This is a genomic window from Modestobacter sp. SYSU DS0875 (assembly GCF_054050915.1).
Genome location: NZ_JBJHAH010000011.1, coordinates 1 through 18,488 on the forward strand (window position 1 = coordinate 1; position 18,488 = coordinate 18,488).

At 75.7% G+C, this 18,488-nt stretch carries 19 protein-coding genes; 9 read left to right on the forward strand and 10 right to left on the reverse strand.

Features of this window, described 5'->3' with window-relative positions:
* Positions 1–61: 61 nt before the first annotated feature.
* Positions 62–1,315, reverse strand: a complete 1,254-nt coding sequence (locus tag ACI79Y_RS08485; protein WP_457158050.1) for a globin domain-containing protein — start codon at positions 1,313–1,315, stop codon at positions 62–64.
* Between the two features lie 392 nt (positions 1,316–1,707).
* Here ACI79Y_RS08485 and ACI79Y_RS08490 point away from each other — a divergent pair, with 392 nt between their 5' ends.
* The gene (locus ACI79Y_RS08490) at positions 1,708–1,911 is read left to right on the forward strand and encodes a hypothetical protein (RefSeq protein WP_457158051.1); all 204 of its coding nucleotides are present in this window, start codon (positions 1,708–1,710) and stop codon (positions 1,909–1,911) included.
* Between the two features lie 123 nt (positions 1,912–2,034).
* On the opposite strand, the gene ACI79Y_RS08495 is transcribed toward ACI79Y_RS08490, so the two are convergent.
* Positions 2,035–2,988, reverse strand: a complete 954-nt coding sequence (locus tag ACI79Y_RS08495) for a proteasome assembly chaperone family protein (RefSeq protein WP_457158052.1) — start codon at positions 2,986–2,988, stop codon at positions 2,035–2,037.
* Positions 2,989–3,073: 85 nt separating this feature from the next.
* Positions 3,074–4,390 carry an AI-2E family transporter gene (locus ACI79Y_RS08500; protein ID WP_457158053.1) on the reverse strand — a complete coding sequence of 439 codons (1,317 nt, stop codon included), beginning with the start codon at positions 4,388–4,390 and terminating at the stop codon, positions 3,074–3,076.
* 111 nt (positions 4,391–4,501) lie between these two features.
* Here ACI79Y_RS08500 and ACI79Y_RS08505 point away from each other — a divergent pair, with 111 nt between their 5' ends.
* From ACI79Y_RS08505 to ACI79Y_RS08515, 3 genes are read left to right on the forward strand one after another with little or no spacing between them, the layout of a single operon-like run.
* Complete coding sequence (locus ACI79Y_RS08505; protein WP_457141405.1) at positions 4,502–4,981, forward strand: PPOX class F420-dependent oxidoreductase; 480 nt, start codon at positions 4,502–4,504, stop codon at positions 4,979–4,981.
* Positions 4,982–5,019: 38 nt separating this feature from the next.
* Complete coding sequence (locus tag ACI79Y_RS08510) at positions 5,020–5,604, forward strand: hypothetical protein (protein ID WP_457158054.1); 585 nt, start codon at positions 5,020–5,022, stop codon at positions 5,602–5,604.
* Entirely contained in the window at positions 5,601–6,179 is a 579-nt protein-coding gene (locus ACI79Y_RS08515) for a hypothetical protein (RefSeq protein WP_457158055.1), read from the forward strand. Before ACI79Y_RS08510 ends, ACI79Y_RS08515 begins: the two co-directional genes overlap by 4 nt.
* A gap of 245 nt (positions 6,180–6,424) precedes the next feature.
* Here the strand turns inward: ACI79Y_RS08515 and ACI79Y_RS08520 are convergent, their stop codons facing one another.
* Positions 6,425–7,969, reverse strand: a complete 1,545-nt coding sequence (locus ACI79Y_RS08520; protein WP_457158056.1) for a UDP-N-acetylglucosamine 1-carboxyvinyltransferase — start codon at positions 7,967–7,969, stop codon at positions 6,425–6,427.
* A gap of 177 nt (positions 7,970–8,146) precedes the next feature.
* Between ACI79Y_RS08520 and ACI79Y_RS08525 the strand changes: the two genes are divergently transcribed.
* Genes ACI79Y_RS08525 through ACI79Y_RS08535 form a run of 3 tightly spaced genes read left to right on the forward strand, consistent with a single transcriptional unit; the run spans position 8,147 to position 10,010 of the window.
* On the forward strand, positions 8,147–8,767 hold the full coding sequence (locus tag ACI79Y_RS08525; RefSeq protein WP_457158057.1) for a hypothetical protein: 621 nt from the start codon (positions 8,147–8,149) through the stop codon (positions 8,765–8,767).
* A gap of 43 nt (positions 8,768–8,810) precedes the next feature.
* A complete protein-coding gene (locus ACI79Y_RS08530) occupies positions 8,811–9,563 on the forward strand; it encodes a dienelactone hydrolase family protein (RefSeq protein ID WP_457158058.1) in 753 nt (250 codons plus the stop codon).
* A 42-nt stretch (positions 9,564–9,605) separates the two neighbouring features.
* Positions 9,606–10,010, forward strand: a complete 405-nt coding sequence (locus ACI79Y_RS08535; RefSeq protein ID WP_457082697.1) for an ankyrin repeat domain-containing protein — start codon at positions 9,606–9,608, stop codon at positions 10,008–10,010.
* Positions 10,011–10,016: 6 nt separating this feature from the next.
* On the opposite strand, the gene ACI79Y_RS08540 is transcribed toward ACI79Y_RS08535, so the two are convergent.
* The 6 genes from ACI79Y_RS08540 to ACI79Y_RS08565 form a co-directional block, all read right to left on the reverse strand.
* On the reverse strand, positions 10,017–10,499 hold the full coding sequence (locus ACI79Y_RS08540; protein ID WP_457158059.1) for a hypothetical protein: 483 nt from the start codon (positions 10,497–10,499) through the stop codon (positions 10,017–10,019).
* A complete protein-coding gene (locus tag ACI79Y_RS08545) occupies positions 10,496–11,794 on the reverse strand; it encodes a DUF58 domain-containing protein (RefSeq protein ID WP_457158060.1) in 1,299 nt (432 codons plus the stop codon). Before ACI79Y_RS08545 ends, ACI79Y_RS08540 begins: the two co-directional genes overlap by 4 nt.
* Before the next feature lie 3 nt (positions 11,795–11,797).
* On the reverse strand, positions 11,798–12,793 hold the full coding sequence (locus ACI79Y_RS08550) for an AAA family ATPase (protein ID WP_457158061.1): 996 nt from the start codon (positions 12,791–12,793) through the stop codon (positions 11,798–11,800).
* Positions 12,790–13,287 carry a hypothetical protein gene (locus ACI79Y_RS08555; RefSeq protein WP_457158062.1) on the reverse strand — a complete coding sequence of 166 codons (498 nt, stop codon included), beginning with the start codon at positions 13,285–13,287 and terminating at the stop codon, positions 12,790–12,792. The genes ACI79Y_RS08550 and ACI79Y_RS08555 overlap by 4 nt, the downstream gene beginning before the upstream one ends.
* A complete protein-coding gene (locus ACI79Y_RS08560) occupies positions 13,284–13,997 on the reverse strand; it encodes a DUF4129 domain-containing protein (RefSeq protein ID WP_457158063.1) in 714 nt (237 codons plus the stop codon). Before ACI79Y_RS08560 ends, ACI79Y_RS08555 begins: the two co-directional genes overlap by 4 nt.
* Before the next feature lie 158 nt (positions 13,998–14,155).
* Positions 14,156–15,574 (reverse strand): MFS transporter, encoded by a 1,419-nt coding sequence (locus ACI79Y_RS08565; protein ID WP_457158064.1) that lies wholly within the window; start codon positions 15,572–15,574, stop codon positions 14,156–14,158.
* Between the two features lie 100 nt (positions 15,575–15,674).
* Between ACI79Y_RS08565 and ACI79Y_RS08570 the strand changes: the two genes are divergently transcribed.
* Positions 15,675–16,979, forward strand: a complete 1,305-nt coding sequence (locus ACI79Y_RS08570) for an alpha-amylase family protein (RefSeq protein ID WP_457158065.1) — start codon at positions 15,675–15,677, stop codon at positions 16,977–16,979.
* Positions 16,980–17,129: 150 nt separating this feature from the next.
* A complete protein-coding gene (locus ACI79Y_RS08575; RefSeq protein WP_457158066.1) occupies positions 17,130–18,482 on the forward strand; it encodes an MFS transporter in 1,353 nt (450 codons plus the stop codon).
* Positions 18,483–18,488 lie beyond the last annotated feature (6 nt).

Below are 18,488 nucleotides of genomic sequence, written 5' to 3' on the forward strand. Positions count from 1 at the left end.
CCAGGCGCCAGGTCCCGGACGGCCTCCCGGCCGGTGGGCCGGGACCTGGCGCATGCCGGGGTCAGGCCTGGGCAGCCGGCTCCTGCTCGGCGCCCGGGGCGGCCTCGGTGGCCAGGTCGGCCTGCCACAGGTCCGGGCCGAACACCTCGTACTGGATGTCCTTGGCCGGCACGCCCCGGCCGATCAGCGAGCTGCGGACCGCCCGCATGAACGGCAGCGGGCCGCACAGGTAGTACGCCGCCCCCTCGGGCAGCTCGACCTGCGAGACGTCCATGATCCCGGCGTGCAGCCCGTCGACCGGCAGGCTGCTCTGCGCACCGCGCTCGTACCAGACGTGCATCGCGGCGCCGGGCAGCGACCGCACGTCGTCGAGCACCTGCCGGCGCAGCGCGAAGGACTCCTCGTCGGCGTCCGCGTGCAGCACGGTGATCGGCAGGTGCGACCCGGCGGCGGTCAGGTGCGAGATCATGCCGGCCATCGGGGTGATCCCGATCCCGGCGCTGACGAACACGACCGGCCGGCCGGAGTCGTCGAGCACGACGTCGCCGAAGGGCAGCGACAGGGTGAGCACGTCGCCGACCTGCGCCCGGTCGCAGAGCAGGTTGGACACCTCGCCGTCGGGCTTGCCGCCGCCGCGCACCCGCTTCACCGAGAACTGGCGGTGCTCGCCGTCGTCGGCGCGGGTGAGGCTGTACTGGCGCGGCTGGTGCACCCCGTCGGGCATCTGCACCTTCACCGAGACGTACTGGCCGGGCAGCGAGGTCTTGACCAGCCGGTCGTCGACCCGCTTGACCCGGAAGGTGACGACGTCGGGGGTCTCCTCGACCTTCTCCGCGATCTGCCACTCGCGCCACACCGTCTCCGGCCGCACCCCGCGGGCGCTGTACAGGCCGCGCTCCATGTTGATCAGCGCGTAGGCCATCAGCCAGTAGACCTCGTCCCAGGCGGCGGCCACCTCTGGGGTGACCGCGTCGCCCAGCACGTCGACGATCGCCCAGAACAGGTGCTCGTGGACGACGTCGTACTGCGCCGGCGTGATGCCCAGCGAGACGTGCTTGTGCGCGATCCGGGACAGCAGCTGCTCGGGGACCTGCTCGGGGGTCGTGACCAGGGCGCTGGCGAAGACGGCGACCGAGCCGGCCAGCGCGACCTGCTGGGTGCCCTCGGCCTGGTTGCCCCGGTTGAAGGTGCCGTCCAGCAGCTCCGGGTGCTCGCCGAACATGTGGCCGTAGAACCGGCGGGCGATCTCCTCGATGTTCGCGGCGACGACCGGGAGGGTCGCCTCGATGACCGGGCGGGAGCGATCGGAGAGCACAGTGCCTCGTTCCTGGAGAGGGCGTGCGGCACCAGGGGACGGTGCCGCGGGGACACCCCACTCTCGGCGCCGGGGCCCCGGCTGGTCGAGGGACGTTGGTCCCTCGGACCAGGTCCGCAGGAGCTGACCGCACCCGGGACAGACGCGCTCCAGTCAGCACACCGGGTCGCCGCCGACCGGCGCGGGGAGCCGGCCGGCCTGGCTGCGGCGGGCGGTCACCGGCGCAGACGGTCCGCTCGGCGGACGGGTGTCCAGCGCGCCGCCGGGCCGGTCGGCCGGTTCTGGCAGTTCCGCTGCCCTGGCTGTCCCACCGGCCACTGGTCTGCCGTCCCGTTGCTGCGCATCCTCGCCCCGTCGGGCAGCTCGCCCGACGACGGACGAGGGAGCGGAGCATGTGGGCAAGCGTCGTGTTCGTGGTGTTGGTGGTGGTGTTCTTCCGGGCGATGGGCCGCGCCGGTACACCGGCCCGGGACCGGTCGGTGCCAGGGTCGTGGTCCGCTGCGGCGCACCAGCTCGCCGCGGACGTCGTGCGCGGCGCCCGGGTGCACGCCGCCCTGTCGGCCGCCCACCGCGACCGCCTGGGTCGGGCCTGGTGAGCAGGAGGGGGACAGTCGACCTCCGTCAGGGGCCGTGCCGGCGATGTGCCAGGACGACCGCTGACGGTGCGCGGCCCCGGTGGCGGGGCTGCTCGCCACCGGGGTTCTGCTCGGCGGGGTCGGTCAGTCGCGGGGGCGCTTGCGGTCCTGCTCGGCGAGGAAGCGCTCCAGCTCGGCGCCGAGCTCGTCACCACTGGGCATCTGGCCCGCGGTGCCCAGCAGGCCGGTGTCCTCCCGCGCCGCGGTGAAGCTGTCGAACTGCTCTTCCAGCGCGGCCACCACCGAGGTGTTCTCCGCCGACCGGCCGATCTGCTCGTCGACCTCGGTGCGGTTGGCCTCGGCCGCCTCGCGCAGCGTCTCGGTGGGCACGTGCAGGCCGGTCAGCTGCTCCAGGTGCTCCAGCAGCGTGAGCGAGGCCGCCGGGTAGGTGGCCTGGGCGAGGTAGTGCGGCACGTGCGCGGCGACGCCCAGGGCGTCGACGCCGGCCTCACCGAGCCGCAGCTCCAGCAGCGCGCCCACGCTGCCGGGGATGCGCATCTCGCCCCAGTAGACCGGGTAGGACTCGATCAGCTGGCGCCGGGTCGCGTGCGCGGTGACGGTGACCGGCCGGGTGTGCGGCACCGGCATCGGGATGGCGTGCAGCGCGACGACGGTGGTCACCCCCAGTCGTTCGACCAGTCCGGCGACCGCGGCGACGAAGCGCTCCCACGCGTAGTCCGGCTCGGTGCCGTGCAGCAGCAGGAACGGGCGCCCGCCGTCGTCCTCGAGCGCGTACAGGTTGATCTCCGGGGAGGTGATCGACTCGTACCGGTCACCGGAGAACGTCATCCGCGGCCGGTGACCGCGGTAGTCGACCAAGCTGTCGACGTCGAACCGCGCGATCAGCTCGTGCGGCAGGGTGGCCAGCAGGTGCGAGCCGGCGAGGGCGGCGGCGTGCGCGGCGTCGAACTCCCCGGCCAGGTCGTGCACCAGCACCAGGCCGGGCCGCTCCTCCGGTGAGCCGATCCGCTCTTCGCGGGCGAGGAACGGTTCTGCCCCGGGGAGCACCTCGACGAGGTCCTCCGGTCGCTGCGGCACGGTGCGGCCTCCTGGGAACGGTCCAACGGGTCGACAGGTCCAGCCCCGGAAGGGACGGCGGCATTCCCGCCGTCCCTCCTCCGGGTCACCTGACCGGGTTCGGGTCCTCCGCGGACTCGCTCACCAGCTCGGCCCCCCCGGTGTTCCCGGCGAGCACCCGGCGGGTGCCGTCGGGCTCCACCTCCGGGGACAGCCCGTCGAGGACGTCGCGTCCGTACCGGTAGGCCACCGCGATCAGGGCGGCGACCGGCACGGCGAGGAAGGCGCCGATGATGCCGGCCAGGCTGGCGCCGGCGGTCACCGCGAGGATGACCACGGCGGCGTGCAGGTTCAGCCCGCGGCCCTGCAGGATCGGCTGCAGCACGTTGCCCTCGATCTGCTGCACCACGATGATCAGGCCGAGGACGATCAGCGCGGTGGTGAACCCGTTGCTGACCAGGGCGATGAGCACGGCGAACGCACCGGCCGTGAAGGCACCGATGATCGGCACGAAGGCGCCGAAGAAGGTGAGCACCGCCAGCGGGACCACCAGCGGGACGCCCAGGATGAGCAGCCCGATGCCGATGAAGAACGCGTCGACGAAGCCGACCAGCGCCTGCTGGCGGATGAACTCCGACAGCGTCTTCCAGGTCTTCAGCGACAGCGCGGCCACGTGCGGTGCGGCGCTGGGACCGGTCTGCGCGGCGAGCCACGGCACCCAGCGGGGCCCGTCCTTGAGGAAGAAGAAGGTCAGCACCAGCGCCAGCACCAGGTTGATGACGATGCTGCCGATGGCGGTGGCGGTCGTGTAGGCGTACCCGGCGATGTTCTGCGCGTTGGACTGCACCTGGTCGATCACGCCGTCGATCGCCTCGTCGACCTGGCCGTCGCCCAGGTTGAGCGGCGGGCCGGCCAGCCACTGCTGGATCTCCTGCAGACCGGCGCTGAACTGGTCGGCCAGGTCCTCGACCTGGTTGATCACCTGCGGGGCGATCCACGCGATGATGCCGCCGAAGGCTGCGAGGAACAGCAGCAGCGTCACGAGGGCGGCCAGGGCCGGCGGCCAGGAGTGCTTGCGCAAGAACCGGGCGAGCGGCCACAGCACGGTGGTGAACAGCAGGCCGAGGACGACGGGCAGCAGTACCACCCAGAGCTGGCCCAGGACGTACCCGATGATGATCAGGCCGAGCACGACGAGCACCAGTTCCCCGGAGCCGATCGCGAGGACGCGCGCGGCGGTCTGGAAACGGCGCGCGCGCTCCGGGCCGGGCACGGGAGACCGGGTGGGCACCATGGTGTCGTCGTGGGTGGGCGCTCCCGGGCTGGAGCCGGCGTCGGGAGTCGTCGCCCCGGAACCTTCCGGGCCGGTCGCCCTCTGGTCGGACGGCGTCTCGGGACGGGGCTCGGGACTCTGGTCGGGCATGCGCTGATCCCAGCACACCCGGGCGACGGGCACGCGCCGAAGCGACGCGATCCACCTCTCCCACCCCGCCCCGTCGGGCGGGCTGTCGGGGGTGCGTCGTAGGTTCCCGGCATGCCGAAGACCGCCACCGCCGACCGCGTCGACCGCGACGGGTTGCTCGCCTTCGTCCGCCCCCGCCACCACGCACTGCTGATGACCCGCCGGGCCGACGGCGAGCCGCAGCTCTCGCCGGTGACCTGCGGCGTCGACCCGGAGGGGCGGATCGTCGTGTCGACCTACCCGCAGCGAGCCAAGGTCGTCAACGCCCGCCGCGACCCGCGGGTGTCCCTGTGCGTCCTCTCCGACGAGTTCGACGGGCCGTGGGTCCAGGTGGACGGCCGGGCGGAGGTGCTCGACCTGCCCGACGCGCTGGAGCCCCTGGTCGAGTACTTCCGGTCGATCAGCGGCGAGCACCCCGACTGGGACGACTACCGGGCCGCGATGCAGCGCCAGGGCAAGGTCCTGCTCCGGGTGACGATCGAGCGCTGGGGGCCGGTGGCCACCGGCGGGTTCCCGCCGGAGCTGAACCAGGACACGCCCGCAAAGCCCTGAGCCTTGCTTTTGCCGAAGCAAGCTGCTGCACTTGCCTGGTGTCGTTCGTGGTGACCGTCGACCAGCGGGCCAGCCGTCGCGCCCCCGACCGGGTGCCGGCCGCCCTGCGGGTGCTCGCCGGCGTACCCGTGGTGCTGCGTTTCGAGCGCACTGCGGGTGATGAGTTCCAGGGGCTGCTCGACGACCCGGCCGCGGTGGTGGACGTGGTCCGGCGGCTGGTGCGGGAGGGCGACTGGAGCATCGGGATCGGGACAGGGCCCGTCCAGCGGCCCCTGCCGGCCAGCACCCGGGCCGGTGCCGGTCCGGCCTTCATCGCCGCGCGGGCCGCGGTCGAGGCGGCCAAGCGGCGTCCGGTGCGGATCGCGGTGCGCGGGCCGGTGCCGGACACGGCGGCGGACGCCCAGGCGGTGCTGACGGCGCTCGCCGCCCTGCTGGAGCGGCGCAGCGACCAGGCGGAGGAGGCGGTCCGGCTGGTGGAGGGCGGGCGCACCCAGGCCGAGGCGGCCGGCGAGCTGGGCATCAGCCGCCAGGCGGTCGGGCAGCGCCTGGCCGCCGGGCTGTGGGAGGTCGAACGCGACCTGCGGCCGACCGCGGCCCGGCTGCTCGCGCGGGCGGCGGGATGACCGTCGCCGCCCTGCTGGTCCTCGGTGCGCTGGCCGCGGCCGGCGCGGGCCTGACGCTGCGCGGGGAGCGGGTGCGCACCCCGATCGGCGCGCTGGCCCTCGTCGTGCTGCTCGCCGTGGCGGCCGTGCTGGCCTGGCGCGTCGGGCGCACCGGGGACGTCGTGGACGCGGCGGCCGTCGTCCTCGCGGTGGCGGCCGCCGCGCTGGGCGGTGGCCCGGTGGCGATGGCGGTGCTGCGCGCCGCCGATCCGCAGCGAGATGCGCCGGCGGCCGGTCCCGCGCCGGCCCCTGCCGGTGCCGAGCCCGTCGTCGGCAAGCCGGCTCCGCGCAGCGTGGCCGACCCGGAGGTGCTGCGCGGCGGCGCCTGGATCGGGGTCCTGGAGCGCACGGTCATCGCCGGGACGGTGCTGGCCGGCTGGCAGGAGGGGCTGGCCGTGCTGGTCGCGGTGAAGGGGCTGGGCCGGTTCCACGAGGTGAAGGCGCCGGTCGCCGCGGAGCGGTTCATCATCGGCACCCTGGCCAGCGGCCTGTGGGCCCTGGCCTGCGTCGGCGTCGCCGTCCTGCTCCGCGGCTGATCGCGGCAGCGGACTCCGCGGTCGCCGCGTCGGAGCTGGGTGACCGGCCGCGGGGTGGTCTGGCCCTGGGTGTGTCCGGTGGAGCTTGTGCTCTGCTCACCCGGGATGAGCAGAGCACAAGCTCAGCCGGGGACGTGGTCGGCGGCGGCCAGTCGCGCCGGGCGTCCCCGTCCCGAGCTTGTCCCGCGGCCCCGTCCAGAGGCTCGCCCCGAGCTTGCGAGGGGTGAGGAGGACGGGGTCCTTGTTCAGTCGCTGAAGACCTCGATCTGGGCACCCATCTCCACCAGCCGCTCGTACAGCTGCTCGTACCCCCGGGCGATGATGTCGACGTTGCGCAGCACCGACTGGCCCTTCGCCGCCAGCATCGCCAGCAGAATGCAGACCGCCGGACGGAGCGCCGGCGGGCAGACGATCTCCGCCCCCGACCACCGGGTCGGCCCGGAGACCAGCACCCGGTGCGGGTCGAGCAGCCGGACGTCGGCCCCGAGCCGGGTCAGGTCCGACAGGTGGATGGCGCGGTTGTCGTACACCCAGTCGTGGATGACCGTCTCGCCGGTCGCCGTCGCTGCGATCACCGCGAAGAACGGCAGGTTGTCGATGTTCAGCCCCGGGAAGGGCATCGGGTGCACCTTGTCGATCGGTGCCCGCAGCTGGGAGGGGTGGATGGTGACGTCGACCAGCCGGGTCCGGCCGTTCTCGGCGGGGTACTCCGGGGACAGCTCGTAGCGCAGCCCCATCTCGGTGAGCGTGGCCAGCTCGATCTCCAGGAACTCGATCGGCGCCCGCCGCACGGTCAGCTCCGAGCCGGTCACGATGCCGGCGGTGAGCAGACTCATCGCCTCGACCGGGTCCTCCGAGATCGTGTAGTCGACGTCGGCGTCGAGCACCGGCCGGCCGGTGACCACCAGCGTCGTGGTCCCGAAGCCGACGATCTGCACCCCCAGCTTCTCCAGGTACAGGCACAGGTCCTGGACCATGTAGTTGGGGCTGGCGTTGCGGATCGTCGTCGTCCCGTCGTGCCGGGCGGCGGCCAGCAGGGCGTTCTCGGTCACGGTGTCGCCGCGTTCGGTGAGCACGATCGTCCGGTCCCGGCCCTCCGTCGGGCGCACCGTGGCGTGGTACTCACCGGCGCGCGCCTCCACCTCCAGGCCGAAGGGACGCAGCGCGATCATGTGCGGCTGGACGGTGCGGGTGCCCAGGTTGCAACCGCCGGCGTAGGGGAGCTCGAAGACGTCGGCGCGGTGCAGCAGCGGGCCCAGGAACATGATGATGCTGCGGGTGCGCCGGGCGGCGTCGGCGTCGATGGCGGCCAGGTCCAGCTGCTCGGGGACGACGAGGGTGAGGTCCCGGCCGGCCTCGTCCCAGGTGGCCGAGACGCCGATCGAGGTGAGCACGTCGAGGATGCGGTCGACCTCGACGATCCGGGAGACGTTGCGCAGCGTCGTCCGCCCGCGGTTGAGCAGCGACGCGCACAGCAGGGCGACGGCGGCGTTCTTCGACGACTTCACCGTGACGCTGCCCGACAGCGGGGTGCCGCCGCGCACCCGCAGGTGGGTGGGGCCGGGGCGGCCGACGGTGATCAGCTCGCTCTCCAGCGCCGCCGACAGCCGGCCGAGCAGCTCGAGGGTGAGGTTCTGGTTGCCCTGCTCGATCCGGGCGATCGCGCTCTGGCTGGTGTTCAGCCGCTCGGCGAGCTGGGCCTGGGTGAGGCCGTGGTGCCGGCGGGCGTCGCGGACCAGCGCGCCGATCTGGCGGAGTGACTGACCGGTGGCTTCCTCGGTGAGCATCATCGTCGGTCACGATATCTCACACATGAGATCCGGACGATCGTGCTGCGGAGCTCCCCGGTCGGCCGGGGAGGCTCGCGCTCCGCACGGAGGGACGCCGGGTGTCGAACCGGCGAGCACCGGACATGATGGGGGCGCCGGACCCTGCCCACGGCCGGCCCCTGCTGACGAGGAGAACCCGTGCCCCAGACCCCGGCGCCGACCGGTTCCGTGTCCCACCCCGAGCTGCTGGCCGTCTACGTCAACGACCACATCGCCGCGGCCGCCGGCGGCATCGAGCTGGTCTCCCGGATGATCGGGGTGCACCGCGGGAGGGAGCACGAGCACGCCCTCCGGCAGCTGCTCGACGAGCTCCGCGAGGAGAAGACCGCGATCACCGGGGTCGCGCGGGCGCTGGGCTTCCCGGTGCGGCAGTACAAGCAGTGGGCCAGCTGGGTCGCCGAGAAGGCCAGCCGGGTGAAGCTCAACGGTCACCTGCTCAGCCGGTCCCCGTCCAGCGAGCTGCTCGAGTTCGAGTTCCTCGCCTCCGCCGTGCGGGGCAAGCGCAGCGGCTTCGAGACGCTGCGGATCGCAGCCACCGTCGACAGCCGGATCGACGCCGACCTGCTCGACCGGCTGATCCGGCAGGCCAACCGCCAGCACGACTGGGTCACCGAGGTGCGCCGGGACGTGGCGGCCAAGGTCTTCGGCGGTGACCCGAGCGCGCCGGACTTCGCGGCCGACCACGGCAACGGCGACGGAGGTGGCGGCGACGGGGGCGGCGGCGACACCGGCGGCGGGGCCACGGGGGGCCGGGGCTGAGCTCCCGCTGCGCGGGGCGGAGGGCAGCGGTAGACACGTCGGCATGTGCCACGACCACGACAGCCGCCCGCCCGCCCCGCCGCGCAGCGGGGACGTCGCCGAGCGCGGCTCGCTGACCCTGACCGCCGCCGACGGCACCGAGTTCACCGCCGCCTTCGCCGCCCCCGCGGGACCGGCGAGGGCGGGCGTGGTGGTCCTCCCCGACATCCGTGGCCTGCACCCCTACTACGTGGCCCTCGCCGAGCGCTTCGCCGAGGCCGGCCTCCCCGCGGTCGCCATCGACTACTTCGGCCGCACGGCCGGGGTGGCCGCCACCGGCAGCCGCGAGGAGGACTTCGACTGGCAGAGCCACATCCCGCAGACCACCGCCGAGGGCGTCGACGCCGACACCGCCGCTGCCGCGGCCTACCTGCGCAGCCGCACCGACCCGGCGCTGCCGGTGGTCACCGTCGGCTTCTGCTTCGGTGGCAGCCACGCCTGGCGGCAGTCCGGCGGCGACCTGGACATCGCCGGCTCGGCCGGCTTCTACGGCCGGCCGTCCATGGTCGGGGACGCCGCGCAGCGCGCCGCCAAGCCGGTGGTGATGATCATCGCCGGCGCGGACTCGGCGACGCCGGTGGAGGAGCAGCGGCAGCTGGCCGCCACCATGCGCGCCGCCGGTGCCGACGTGGACGACGTCGTCTACGAGGGCGCGCCGCACTCCTTCTTCGACCGGGCGTTCGGGGAGTGGGCCGAGGCCTGCGACGACGCCTGGCGGCACGTGCTCGCGCTGACCGACCGGGTCGCCGCCGGCTGACCACCTGCTCGCTCCGCCCGTCGCCGTGCCTACGCTCGCGGGATGAGCGAGCAGCAGCCGATCGAGCAGGGTGTCCTCGACCTGGCGCAGCGGGTCTTCGGTCTGGCCCGGGCCGGGCACACCGAGGAGCTCGCCGCCTACGTCGACGCCGGCGTGCCGGTGGACCTGACCAACGAGAAGGGCGACACCCTGCTCATCCTGGCGGCCTACCACGGTCACCCGGAGACGGTCGCCGCGCTGCTGGAGCGCGGTGCCGAGCCCGACCGGGCCAACGACCGCGGCCAGACCGCACTGGCGGCCGCGGTGTTCAAGCAGTCGGCCGACGCGGTGCGCGCGCTGCTCGCCGCCGGCGCCGACCCCGACGCCGGCGGGCCCAGCGCCCGCGCCACGGCGCAGTTCTTCGAGCTGCCGGAGATGAGCGCCCTGCTGGAGCGCCCGGCCGGCTGACCACGGTCAGTCCGCCGGGCGCACGGCGCGGGCCGAGAGCAGCGCGCCTCCGGCCGCCGCCAGCCCGACGAGGGCGGCGACGGTGGTCGGCACCGCCGGGGGTACCGGCAGCAGGCCGGCGACGGCGACGGCGAGCGCGCCGCCGGCGGTGGCTCCCGCCGCCCAGCCGACCCAGCGCAGCAGCAGCCGGGCCGGCACCCGCGCCGTCCGCGGGGTGACCGCGGCCAGCGCCGCCGTGGCGTGCACGACGGCCAGCGCGAACGCCAGCGCCGTCAGCCGGCCCCAGGCACCGGCGTCACCGCCGGCCAGCCAGGACAGGGCGGCGACCCCGATGAGCACCGCGGGGGCCGTCGAGCCCGGCGCGACCACCGCCGCGCCCAGCGCCACCAGGCCGGCGACGGTCAGGCCCACGCCGAGCACGGTCAGCTCCGGGGCCGGCAGCAGCAGCGCCGCGAGCCCGGCCAGCGCCAGCGCCACCCGGGGGCTCACCGGCGCACCCCGCGGCCACCGGACCGCGCAGCGGCGCGGGCGAGCTCGACCAGCACGGCGTCCAGCGTGCCCCGGCCGGCCCAGGGCACCACCGGCACGCCCAGCGACTGCAGCTGCCGGATCCGGGTGTCCCGCTCCACCAGCCACAACCGGGTCACCGGCCCGGCCCAGGGGCCGTCGTCGCCGCCTGCCGGCAGCGCGTCGGCCGGCAGGGTGTCGACCACCACCACCGGGTGCCCCGCCCGGCTCAGCGCCGCCGCTGTCTCCCCGGCGTGCCGGCCCACCAGCGGGCTGACCATCAGCACCAGGGCCCGGGGGTCCAGGCCGGCCGGCACCGGCATCCGCGGCTCGGCGCCCCCGGTGCGCGGCGCCGCGGTGTCCAGGAGCGCCGACTGCAGCCGGTCCAGCTGGCCGCGGCCGGCGCGGGCGGGCAGCACCCGGCCGGTGGCGGCGTGGGTCACCAGCCCGACCCGGTCGCCGAGCTGCAGGTAGAACGCGGCCAGGGCGGCGGTGGCGCGCACGGTGACGTCGACGCCGCTGGCCCGGCCGCCGATGCCCTCGCTGGTGCCGGCGTCGAAGCGGGCATCGGCGAGCAGCACGACGTCGGCGTCCCGCTCGGTGGTCGTGGCGGTGACCTGTAGCTCGCCCGCGCGCAGCGAGGTACGCCAGTTGATCCGGCGGATCCGGTCCCCGGGCACGAAGGCGCGCACCCCGGCCAGCTCGGTGCCCTCCCCGCGGTGCGGCGAGCGGTGCAGCCCGATCCCGCCCCGCGCCCGGGGCACCAGCGCGGCGCCGGTGTAGGGCGCGGACAGCGGGAGCACGCGCACCCGGCGGGCGGGCAGCTGCGCCGGGCCGGCGCGCAGCAGCCCGCCGCAGGCGGAGAGGGTGACCAGCACCGGGCCGACGGTGGCGTTGCCCCAGCGCCGGGCCAGCAGGTCGACGGTCACCGACAGCCGCCCGCCGGCGGCGGGACGGTCGACCCGGTCGACCGTCCCGCCGCCGGCCGGCTGCACCCAGCCGGGGGTGGCGACGGCGACGGCGGCGGTCTGCGCGCCCGGCCCGCCGTCCACCCGGACGGTCAGCGGGAGCGGAGCACCCTCGGGCACCGCAGCGTCGGCGAGGTCGACGTCCACCCGGGGCGCACCGGCCGGGCGGTGGGTCAGCGCCAGCGCGGCCAGCGCCAGGGGGGCGGCGAGCACCAGCAGGTCGACCCGGCGGACCAGGACGGCGAGCAGCGCGAGCGCCGCCGGGAGCACGGTGACCCGGACGAGCGCCGCGGTGGGCTGCCAGCGCACCGCTCAGCCGACGCTGCCGGCGAGCCGGCTGGCCGGCACGGGCACCTCACCGAGCACGGCGGCAGCGACGTCGTCGGCGCCGACCCGGTTCATCCAGGTCTCCGGCCGCAGGGTGAGCCGGTGCCCCAGCGCGGCCACGCCGACGGCCTTCACGTCCTCGGGCACGACGTGGTCCCGGCCGCGCAGCACGGCCAGCGCGCGGGCGGTGAGCACCAGCGCCAGGGCGCCGCGGGGGGAGGCGCCGACCTGCACCTCGGGCCGGGCGCGGGTGGCGGCGGCCAGCGTGACGCAGTACCGGCTCACCGACTCCTCGACCTCGACCCGCTCGACGGCCCGGCGCATCGCCAGCAGCGTGCCGGCGTCGACGACCGGGGCCAGCTCGACCTCCTCCCGCTGCCGGGCCAGTCGCCGGGACAGCACCTGCCACTCCTCCTCCGGGGCGGGGTAGCCGAAGGAGACCCGCACCAGGAACCGGTCCAGCTGCGCCTCGGGCAGTGGGTAGGTGCCCTCGTACTCGACCGGGTTGGCGGTGGCGAGCACGCAGAACGGGTCGGGCAGGGCGAAGGTGCGCCCCTCGACGGTCACCTGCCGCTCCTGCATCGCCTCCAGCAGCGCGCTCTGCGTCTTCGGCGGTGTGCGGTTCACCTCGTCGGCGAGCACCAGCCCGGCGAACAGCGGGCCCGGCCGGAACTCGAAGTCGCCGCGCTGCTGGGCGTAGACGAAGGAGCCGGTGACGTCGGCCGGCACCAGGTCGGGGGTGAACTGCACCCGGCGGAAGCTGAGCCCCAACGCCTGGGCGAAGGAGCGGGCGGCCAGCGTCTTGCCCAGGCCGGGCAGGTCCTCCAGCAGCACGTGCCCGCCGGCCAGCACCGCGGCGAGCACCAGCTCCAGCCGGTCGCGCTTGCCGACCACGGCCTCGCCGACCCGGTCCAGCACGGCGGCGCCCAGCGCGGCGGTGCGGGCGGCGTCGAGCTCCGGGGGAGGGGGCAGGGCGCTCACAGGGCCTCCAGGTCGCGGGTCCAGTCGGAGATGGCCTGCGGGGTCGACCGCAGGGAGTACGGGGGCGCCACCAGCAGCGCGAGCAGGGCGGGCCCCAGCAGCGGGGTGGCGGCGGCGCGGCCCTCGGCGGTGCGCCAGTCCAGGCCGTGCCGCAGCCACAGCCGGTCGGTGGCCAGCGCGACCAGCCGCGGCCGGAGCCGGGTCTCGAACCGGCGCGGATCGCGGCTGTCCTGCTCCACCGCGAAGCGCAGCGAGGCGAGGTCCCCGAAGGAGGCCGCGGTGGCCGCCTCCGGCGGGTCGGCGGACAGCTCGGTCACCGGGTCGGTGGCGCTCACCCGGGAGCCGGCCAGCACGAGCAGCCCCCCGGCGACGCCGGCGACGAGCGCGACCGGGATCGACAGGGCCCAGCCGGACAGCCGCCCGATGACGATCGCGAGCACCCCGACGGCCGCGCCGCCGGCGACGGCGAGCGCCGCGGTCAGCCGGGGGCTCACCGCCGGTCCCCGGCGGCCAGCGCGGCACGCAGCTGCTCCAGCTCGGCGCGGGCCGCGGCGCGCTCGGCGGGGCCCACGGGAGCGGAGGAGAACCGGGCCGTGCGGTACAGCTCGGCCAGCCCGTCGACCGACTCCGCAGGCAGCCCGTGCACCTCGGCCAGGCGGGCTCCGTACTCGGCGGAGGTCTCCGCCGGGTGCGCCGGGGTGCCGGCGTCGGCGGCGGCCCGGCCGAGCAGCAGCCACGCCGCCACCACCGCGTCGCGGGCGTCGGGCTGCTCGACCGCCGCCAGGGCCCGGTCGACCGCGGCGGGCAGCGCGTCGGCCGCCGGGCCGACGGTGGCCGCCGCCGCGGACGGCCGGCGGCCGGGCAGCCGGGGGCGCCAGCGGGTGCCCATGGCGACCAGCAACCCCAGGCCGGCCAGCGCCATGAGCAGCACCAGCCAGACGGTGACCTCGCCGATGACGTTCCGGCCCGGCTCGCCCGCCCGGGTGGTGGGACCGACCGCGTCCCCGTCCGGGGTGGGCAGCGCCGGTGACGGGACCGCCGGGCTGGTGGCGGCGTCCTCGGCGGCGGACGGCGGCAGCGGGGTCGCGTAGGAGCCGCCGCGTGCGGCGAGGGCGGCCAGCACCAGCACCGCGAGCAGGGCGCCGACCGCCACCGCCGTGCGCAGCACGGGGCGCCCGGGGGCGGTGGGCGGGGGAGCGGCCATCACCGCACTCGACCATCCCGGCCGGCCCAGGGCAAGCACGGTCAGCCGGTCGTGCGCGCGTCGGTGCAGCCACTGCATCGACGTGCGACGACGCGGGGTGCCGGACTCGGGTGCAGCGGCTGTACCTCCCCGCCGACGGTCGGTGGGTGGCCCGACCGTCAGGTGGCCGGCGTGGGGGCGCGCCGCCCGAGCGCGAGGGTGAGCACGACGAGCAGCAGGCAGGCGCCGCAGCCGATCAGCGCGATCCCGGTGTAGCCGCCCGTGGTCGGGTACGCGGCGCCGGCGGGGGTGGCGATCTCCAGCACGGTGGCGCTGAGCGCGCTGCCGACGGCGAAGCCGATGTAGCGCATCACCTGGTTCAGGCCCATCGCGCTGCCGGTCTCCCCGGCGGGCACGGCGGTGACGATCAGCCCGGGCAGTGCCGCGAACGTCGTCCCCACGCCCAGGCCGGCGACGGCCATGGCCGCGAACAGCTGCCACAGGTCGGTGCGGGCGAAGCCGACGAGCAGCTCCCCGACGGCGAGCACCAGCGCGCCGATCGGCAGCACCCAGCGGGCGCCCACCCGCCGGTCCAGCGGGCGGGCCACCCAGCCGGCGGCGAAGCTCCCCACGGAGAACGGCAGCAGGATCAGGCCGGCGACGACGATCGAGGAGCCGAACCCGTAGCCCGTCGACTCCGGGGTCTGCGCCAGCCGCGGCACGGAGGTGAGCAGCAGGTAGTTGGCCAGGCCGATCAGCAGGGCGCCGACGTGTGCGGTGGCCGCGGTGCGCCCGCGGGCCAGCCGCAGGTCGACCAGCGGCGCGTCGGCGTGCAGCTGCCACACCGCCCAGCCGGCCAGGCTGGCGAGGGACAGCGCGACGAGCCCGAGCACGACGGGCGAGGTCCAGCCCCAGTCCTCGCCCTCGCCGAGCGCGAGCAGCCCGGCGGTCAGGCCGACCCCCAGCAGGGCGGCGCCGAGCAGGTCGAGGCGGCGGGCGGCCGTCTCCGGCGGCCGCGGGTAGACCACGGCGGCGGCGACCAGGGCGATCGCGCTGGCGACGGCGCCGAACCAGAACGCCGCGTGGACCCCGCCCAGCTCCGCGATCAGTCCGGTCAGCGGGTAGCCCAGGCCCAGGCCCGCGGCGACCGTCACCGACAGCGCCGCAGCGGTCGAGCGGGCCCGGTCCGGGGGCAGCGCCGAGCGGGCGGTGGCGATCGCCAGCGGGGTGACGGCCAGTCCCAGCCCCTGCAGCGCGCGGCCGGCGATCAGCCAGCCGAGCCCCAGCGGCAGGGCGGCGAGCACGCTGCCGAGCACCACGACGCTGAGCACGACCAGCACCACGGTGCGCCGGTGCCGTCCGTCGCCCAGCCGCCCGATCACCGGGCTGGCGACCGCGCCGACCACCAGGGTCACCGTCAGGGCCCACTGCGCGCTGGTGACCGAGACGTCGTTGGCCTCGGCGATGGCGGGGATCAGCGGCGCGCCCAGGCTGCTGATCACCGCGACCAGCATCGCCAGGTAGATGAGCACCGGGACCAGCGCCGGGGGAGCGCTGCCCGCGGCGGCCGTGCTGGTGCGGGCGGCTGGTTGCGTCACGGAACTGGACGGTAACCGCGGACGGCCGCACCGGGCCGGGGGCTTCCGGTCAGCGGAGGTACCCGTCGGTAACGTGGGGCGCCGACGAGGGGGAGGTGCGATGCCCGGCTGGGTGCAGGACGCGGTGTGGTGGCACGTCTATCCGCTGGGTTTCGTGGGGGCCGAGCAGCAACGGGGCGACGACGTCGTGCGGCACCGGCTGCCCCGGCTGGTCGACTGGCTGGACTACGCCGTCGAGCTCGGCGTGAACGGGCTGGCGCTCGGGCCGGTGTTCGCCAGCGGGACGCACGGCTACGACACCGAGGACCACCGGCGGATCGACCCGCGGCTGGGCGACGACGCCGACTTCGACGCGCTGCTCGCCGCCTGCCACGACCGTGGGCTGCGGGTCCTGCTGGACGGTGTGTTCAACCACGTCGGCCGCGGGCACCCGGCGTTCCGGGCGGTCCTGGAGCAGGGGCCGGACGCGCCCACCGCCGGGATGTTCCGGTTGCGCTGGCCGCACGGCCCGGGCGCGGAGCCCGAGTACGACACCTTCGAAGGGCACGGGCAGCTGGTCGCCCTGGACCACTCCGCCCCCGCCGTGGCCGACCTGGTCACCGACGTGATGACGCACTGGCTGGACCGCGGCGCCGACGGCTGGCGGCTGGACGCCGCCTACGCCGTGCCGCCCTCGTTCTGGGCGGGCGTGCTGCCGCGGGTGCGCGAGCGGCACCCGGACGCGTACGTCGTCGGCGAGGTCATCCACGGCGACTACGCCGGGATCGTGCGCGGGTCCGGGATGGACTCGGTGACCCAGTACGAGCTGTGGAAGGCCGTCTGGAGCTCGCTCAACGACGGCAACCTGCACGAGCTCGCGCACGCGCTGGGCCGGCACGACGAGTTCCTGGGCACCTTCGTGCCGCTGACCTTCGTCGGCAACCACGACGTCACCCGGATCGCCAGCCGGCTCACCGACCCCCGGCACCTGGCGCACGCGCTGGTGGTGCTGTTCACCGTCGGCGGGACGCCGTCGGTGTACGCCGGTGACGAGCAGGCGTTCACCGGCGTGAAGGAGGACCGCGCCGGCGGGGACGAGGCGGTGCGCCCGCCGTTCCCGGCGACGCCCGCGGAGCTGGCCCCGTTCGGGGAGCCGACGTTCCGGCTGCACCAGGAGCTGATCGGGCTCCGGCGCCGGCACCGCTGGCTGCACGCGGCGCGCACCGAGGTGCTGCACCGGGACAACCGGCAGCTGAGCTACGCCAGCAGCGCCGACGGCGAGCGCCTGCTGGTGGCCCTCAACCTCGCCGACACCCCCGCGCTGGTGCCCGCACCGGGCGCCGGCGCGCTGCTGGCCGGCGCGGGGCAGGTGCAGCGGGACGGAGTCCGGCTCGAGCCGCACGGCTGGGCGGTGCTCGAGGGTTGAGCTCGAGCCGGGTGGCCTGATGGGGAGCCGCGCCGTGGCACGGCTCCCCATCGGGCCACCCGGCTCTGCCCGGCGGAGACCAGGGCCTGGTGGGGCATCTCACCGCGCCCGGTTGGAACGCCGGGCACCGGTGTGGTGTCGTTCTCGGACGTGACCACCGCCCCCGCCCCGGCCGCCCGCACCCCGAGGCGGGCCTACCTGGTGTGGGGCGTGGGGCTGCTGGCCTACGCGGTGGCGATCTTCCACCGCGGGTCGCTCGGCGTGGCCGGCGTGCAGGCGCAGGAGCGGTTCGACGCCGGCGCCTCGGCGGTCTCGCTGTTCCTGGTGCTGCAGCTGGCCGTCTACGCCGGCCTCCAGGTGCCGGTGGGCGTGGCGCTGGACCGGTTCGGCTCCCGGGCGATGATCGTCGCCGGTGCGCTGACCATGTCCGCCGGGCAGGCCGTCCTCGCGCTGGCCACCGACGTGCCGACCGCCGTCGCCGCCCGGGTGCTGGTCGGCGCCGGCGACGCGATGACCTTCATCAGCGTGCTGCGGGTCGTGCAGCTGTGGTTCACCGGCCGCACCGTCCCGGTGATCACCCAGCTGACCGGCATCCTCGGCCAGATCGGCCAGATCGTCGCCGCGTACCCGCTGGTCGCGCTGCTGCGCGACACCTCCTGGCCGGCCACGTTCCTCGGCGCCTCCGCGGTTGGCGTGCTCGCCGCGGTGCTGGTGCTGGTCGCGCTCTCCGACGCCCCGCCCGGCACCCCGGTGGCCACCCCGGCCGGGCTGGGCCAGGTGCGCGCCAACCTGGTGGCCACCTGGCGGGAGCCGGGCACCCGGATCGGGATGTACACGCACCTGGTCACCCAGTTCTCCGGCACCGTGTTCGCGTTGCTGTGGGGCTTCCCGTTCCTCACCGTCGGCGAAGGGCTCAGCGACGGCACGGCGGCCACCCTGCTCACCCTGCTGGTGCTGGTCGGCATGGGCTTCGGCCCGTTCCTGGGCCGGCTGGTGGGCCGCTGGCCGATGCGCCGCTCGGTGCTGGTCTTCGGCATCCTCGGCGTCACCGCGGTCACCTGGACCGTCGTGCTGCTCTGGCCGGGGCGGGCGCCGCTGTGGCTGCTCGTCGTCCTGGTGCTCGTGCTCGGCACCAACGGCCCGGGGTCGATGATCGGCTTCGACTACGCCCGCACCGAGAACCCGGTCGAGCGCGCGGGGAGCGCCAGCGGGGTCGTCAACGTCGGCGGGTTCGTCGCATCGCTGCTGACCATCCTGGCCATCGGCGCGGTGCTGGACCTGCTCACGCCCGGCGGCACCACCGACTACAGCCGGGACGCCTTCCGGGCCGCGTTCTCCGTGCAGTACGTCTTCTGGGCGGTCGGGCTGGTCGGCGTCCTGCGGCACCGCAAGGCGCTGCGCGCCCGGCTGGCCCGGGACGGCGTCGTGATCGCCCCGCTGCACATCGCGGTCGGGGCCCGGCTGCGCGGCCGCTCGGCCTACCAGCCGCCGGCCGACGAATGAGTGTCG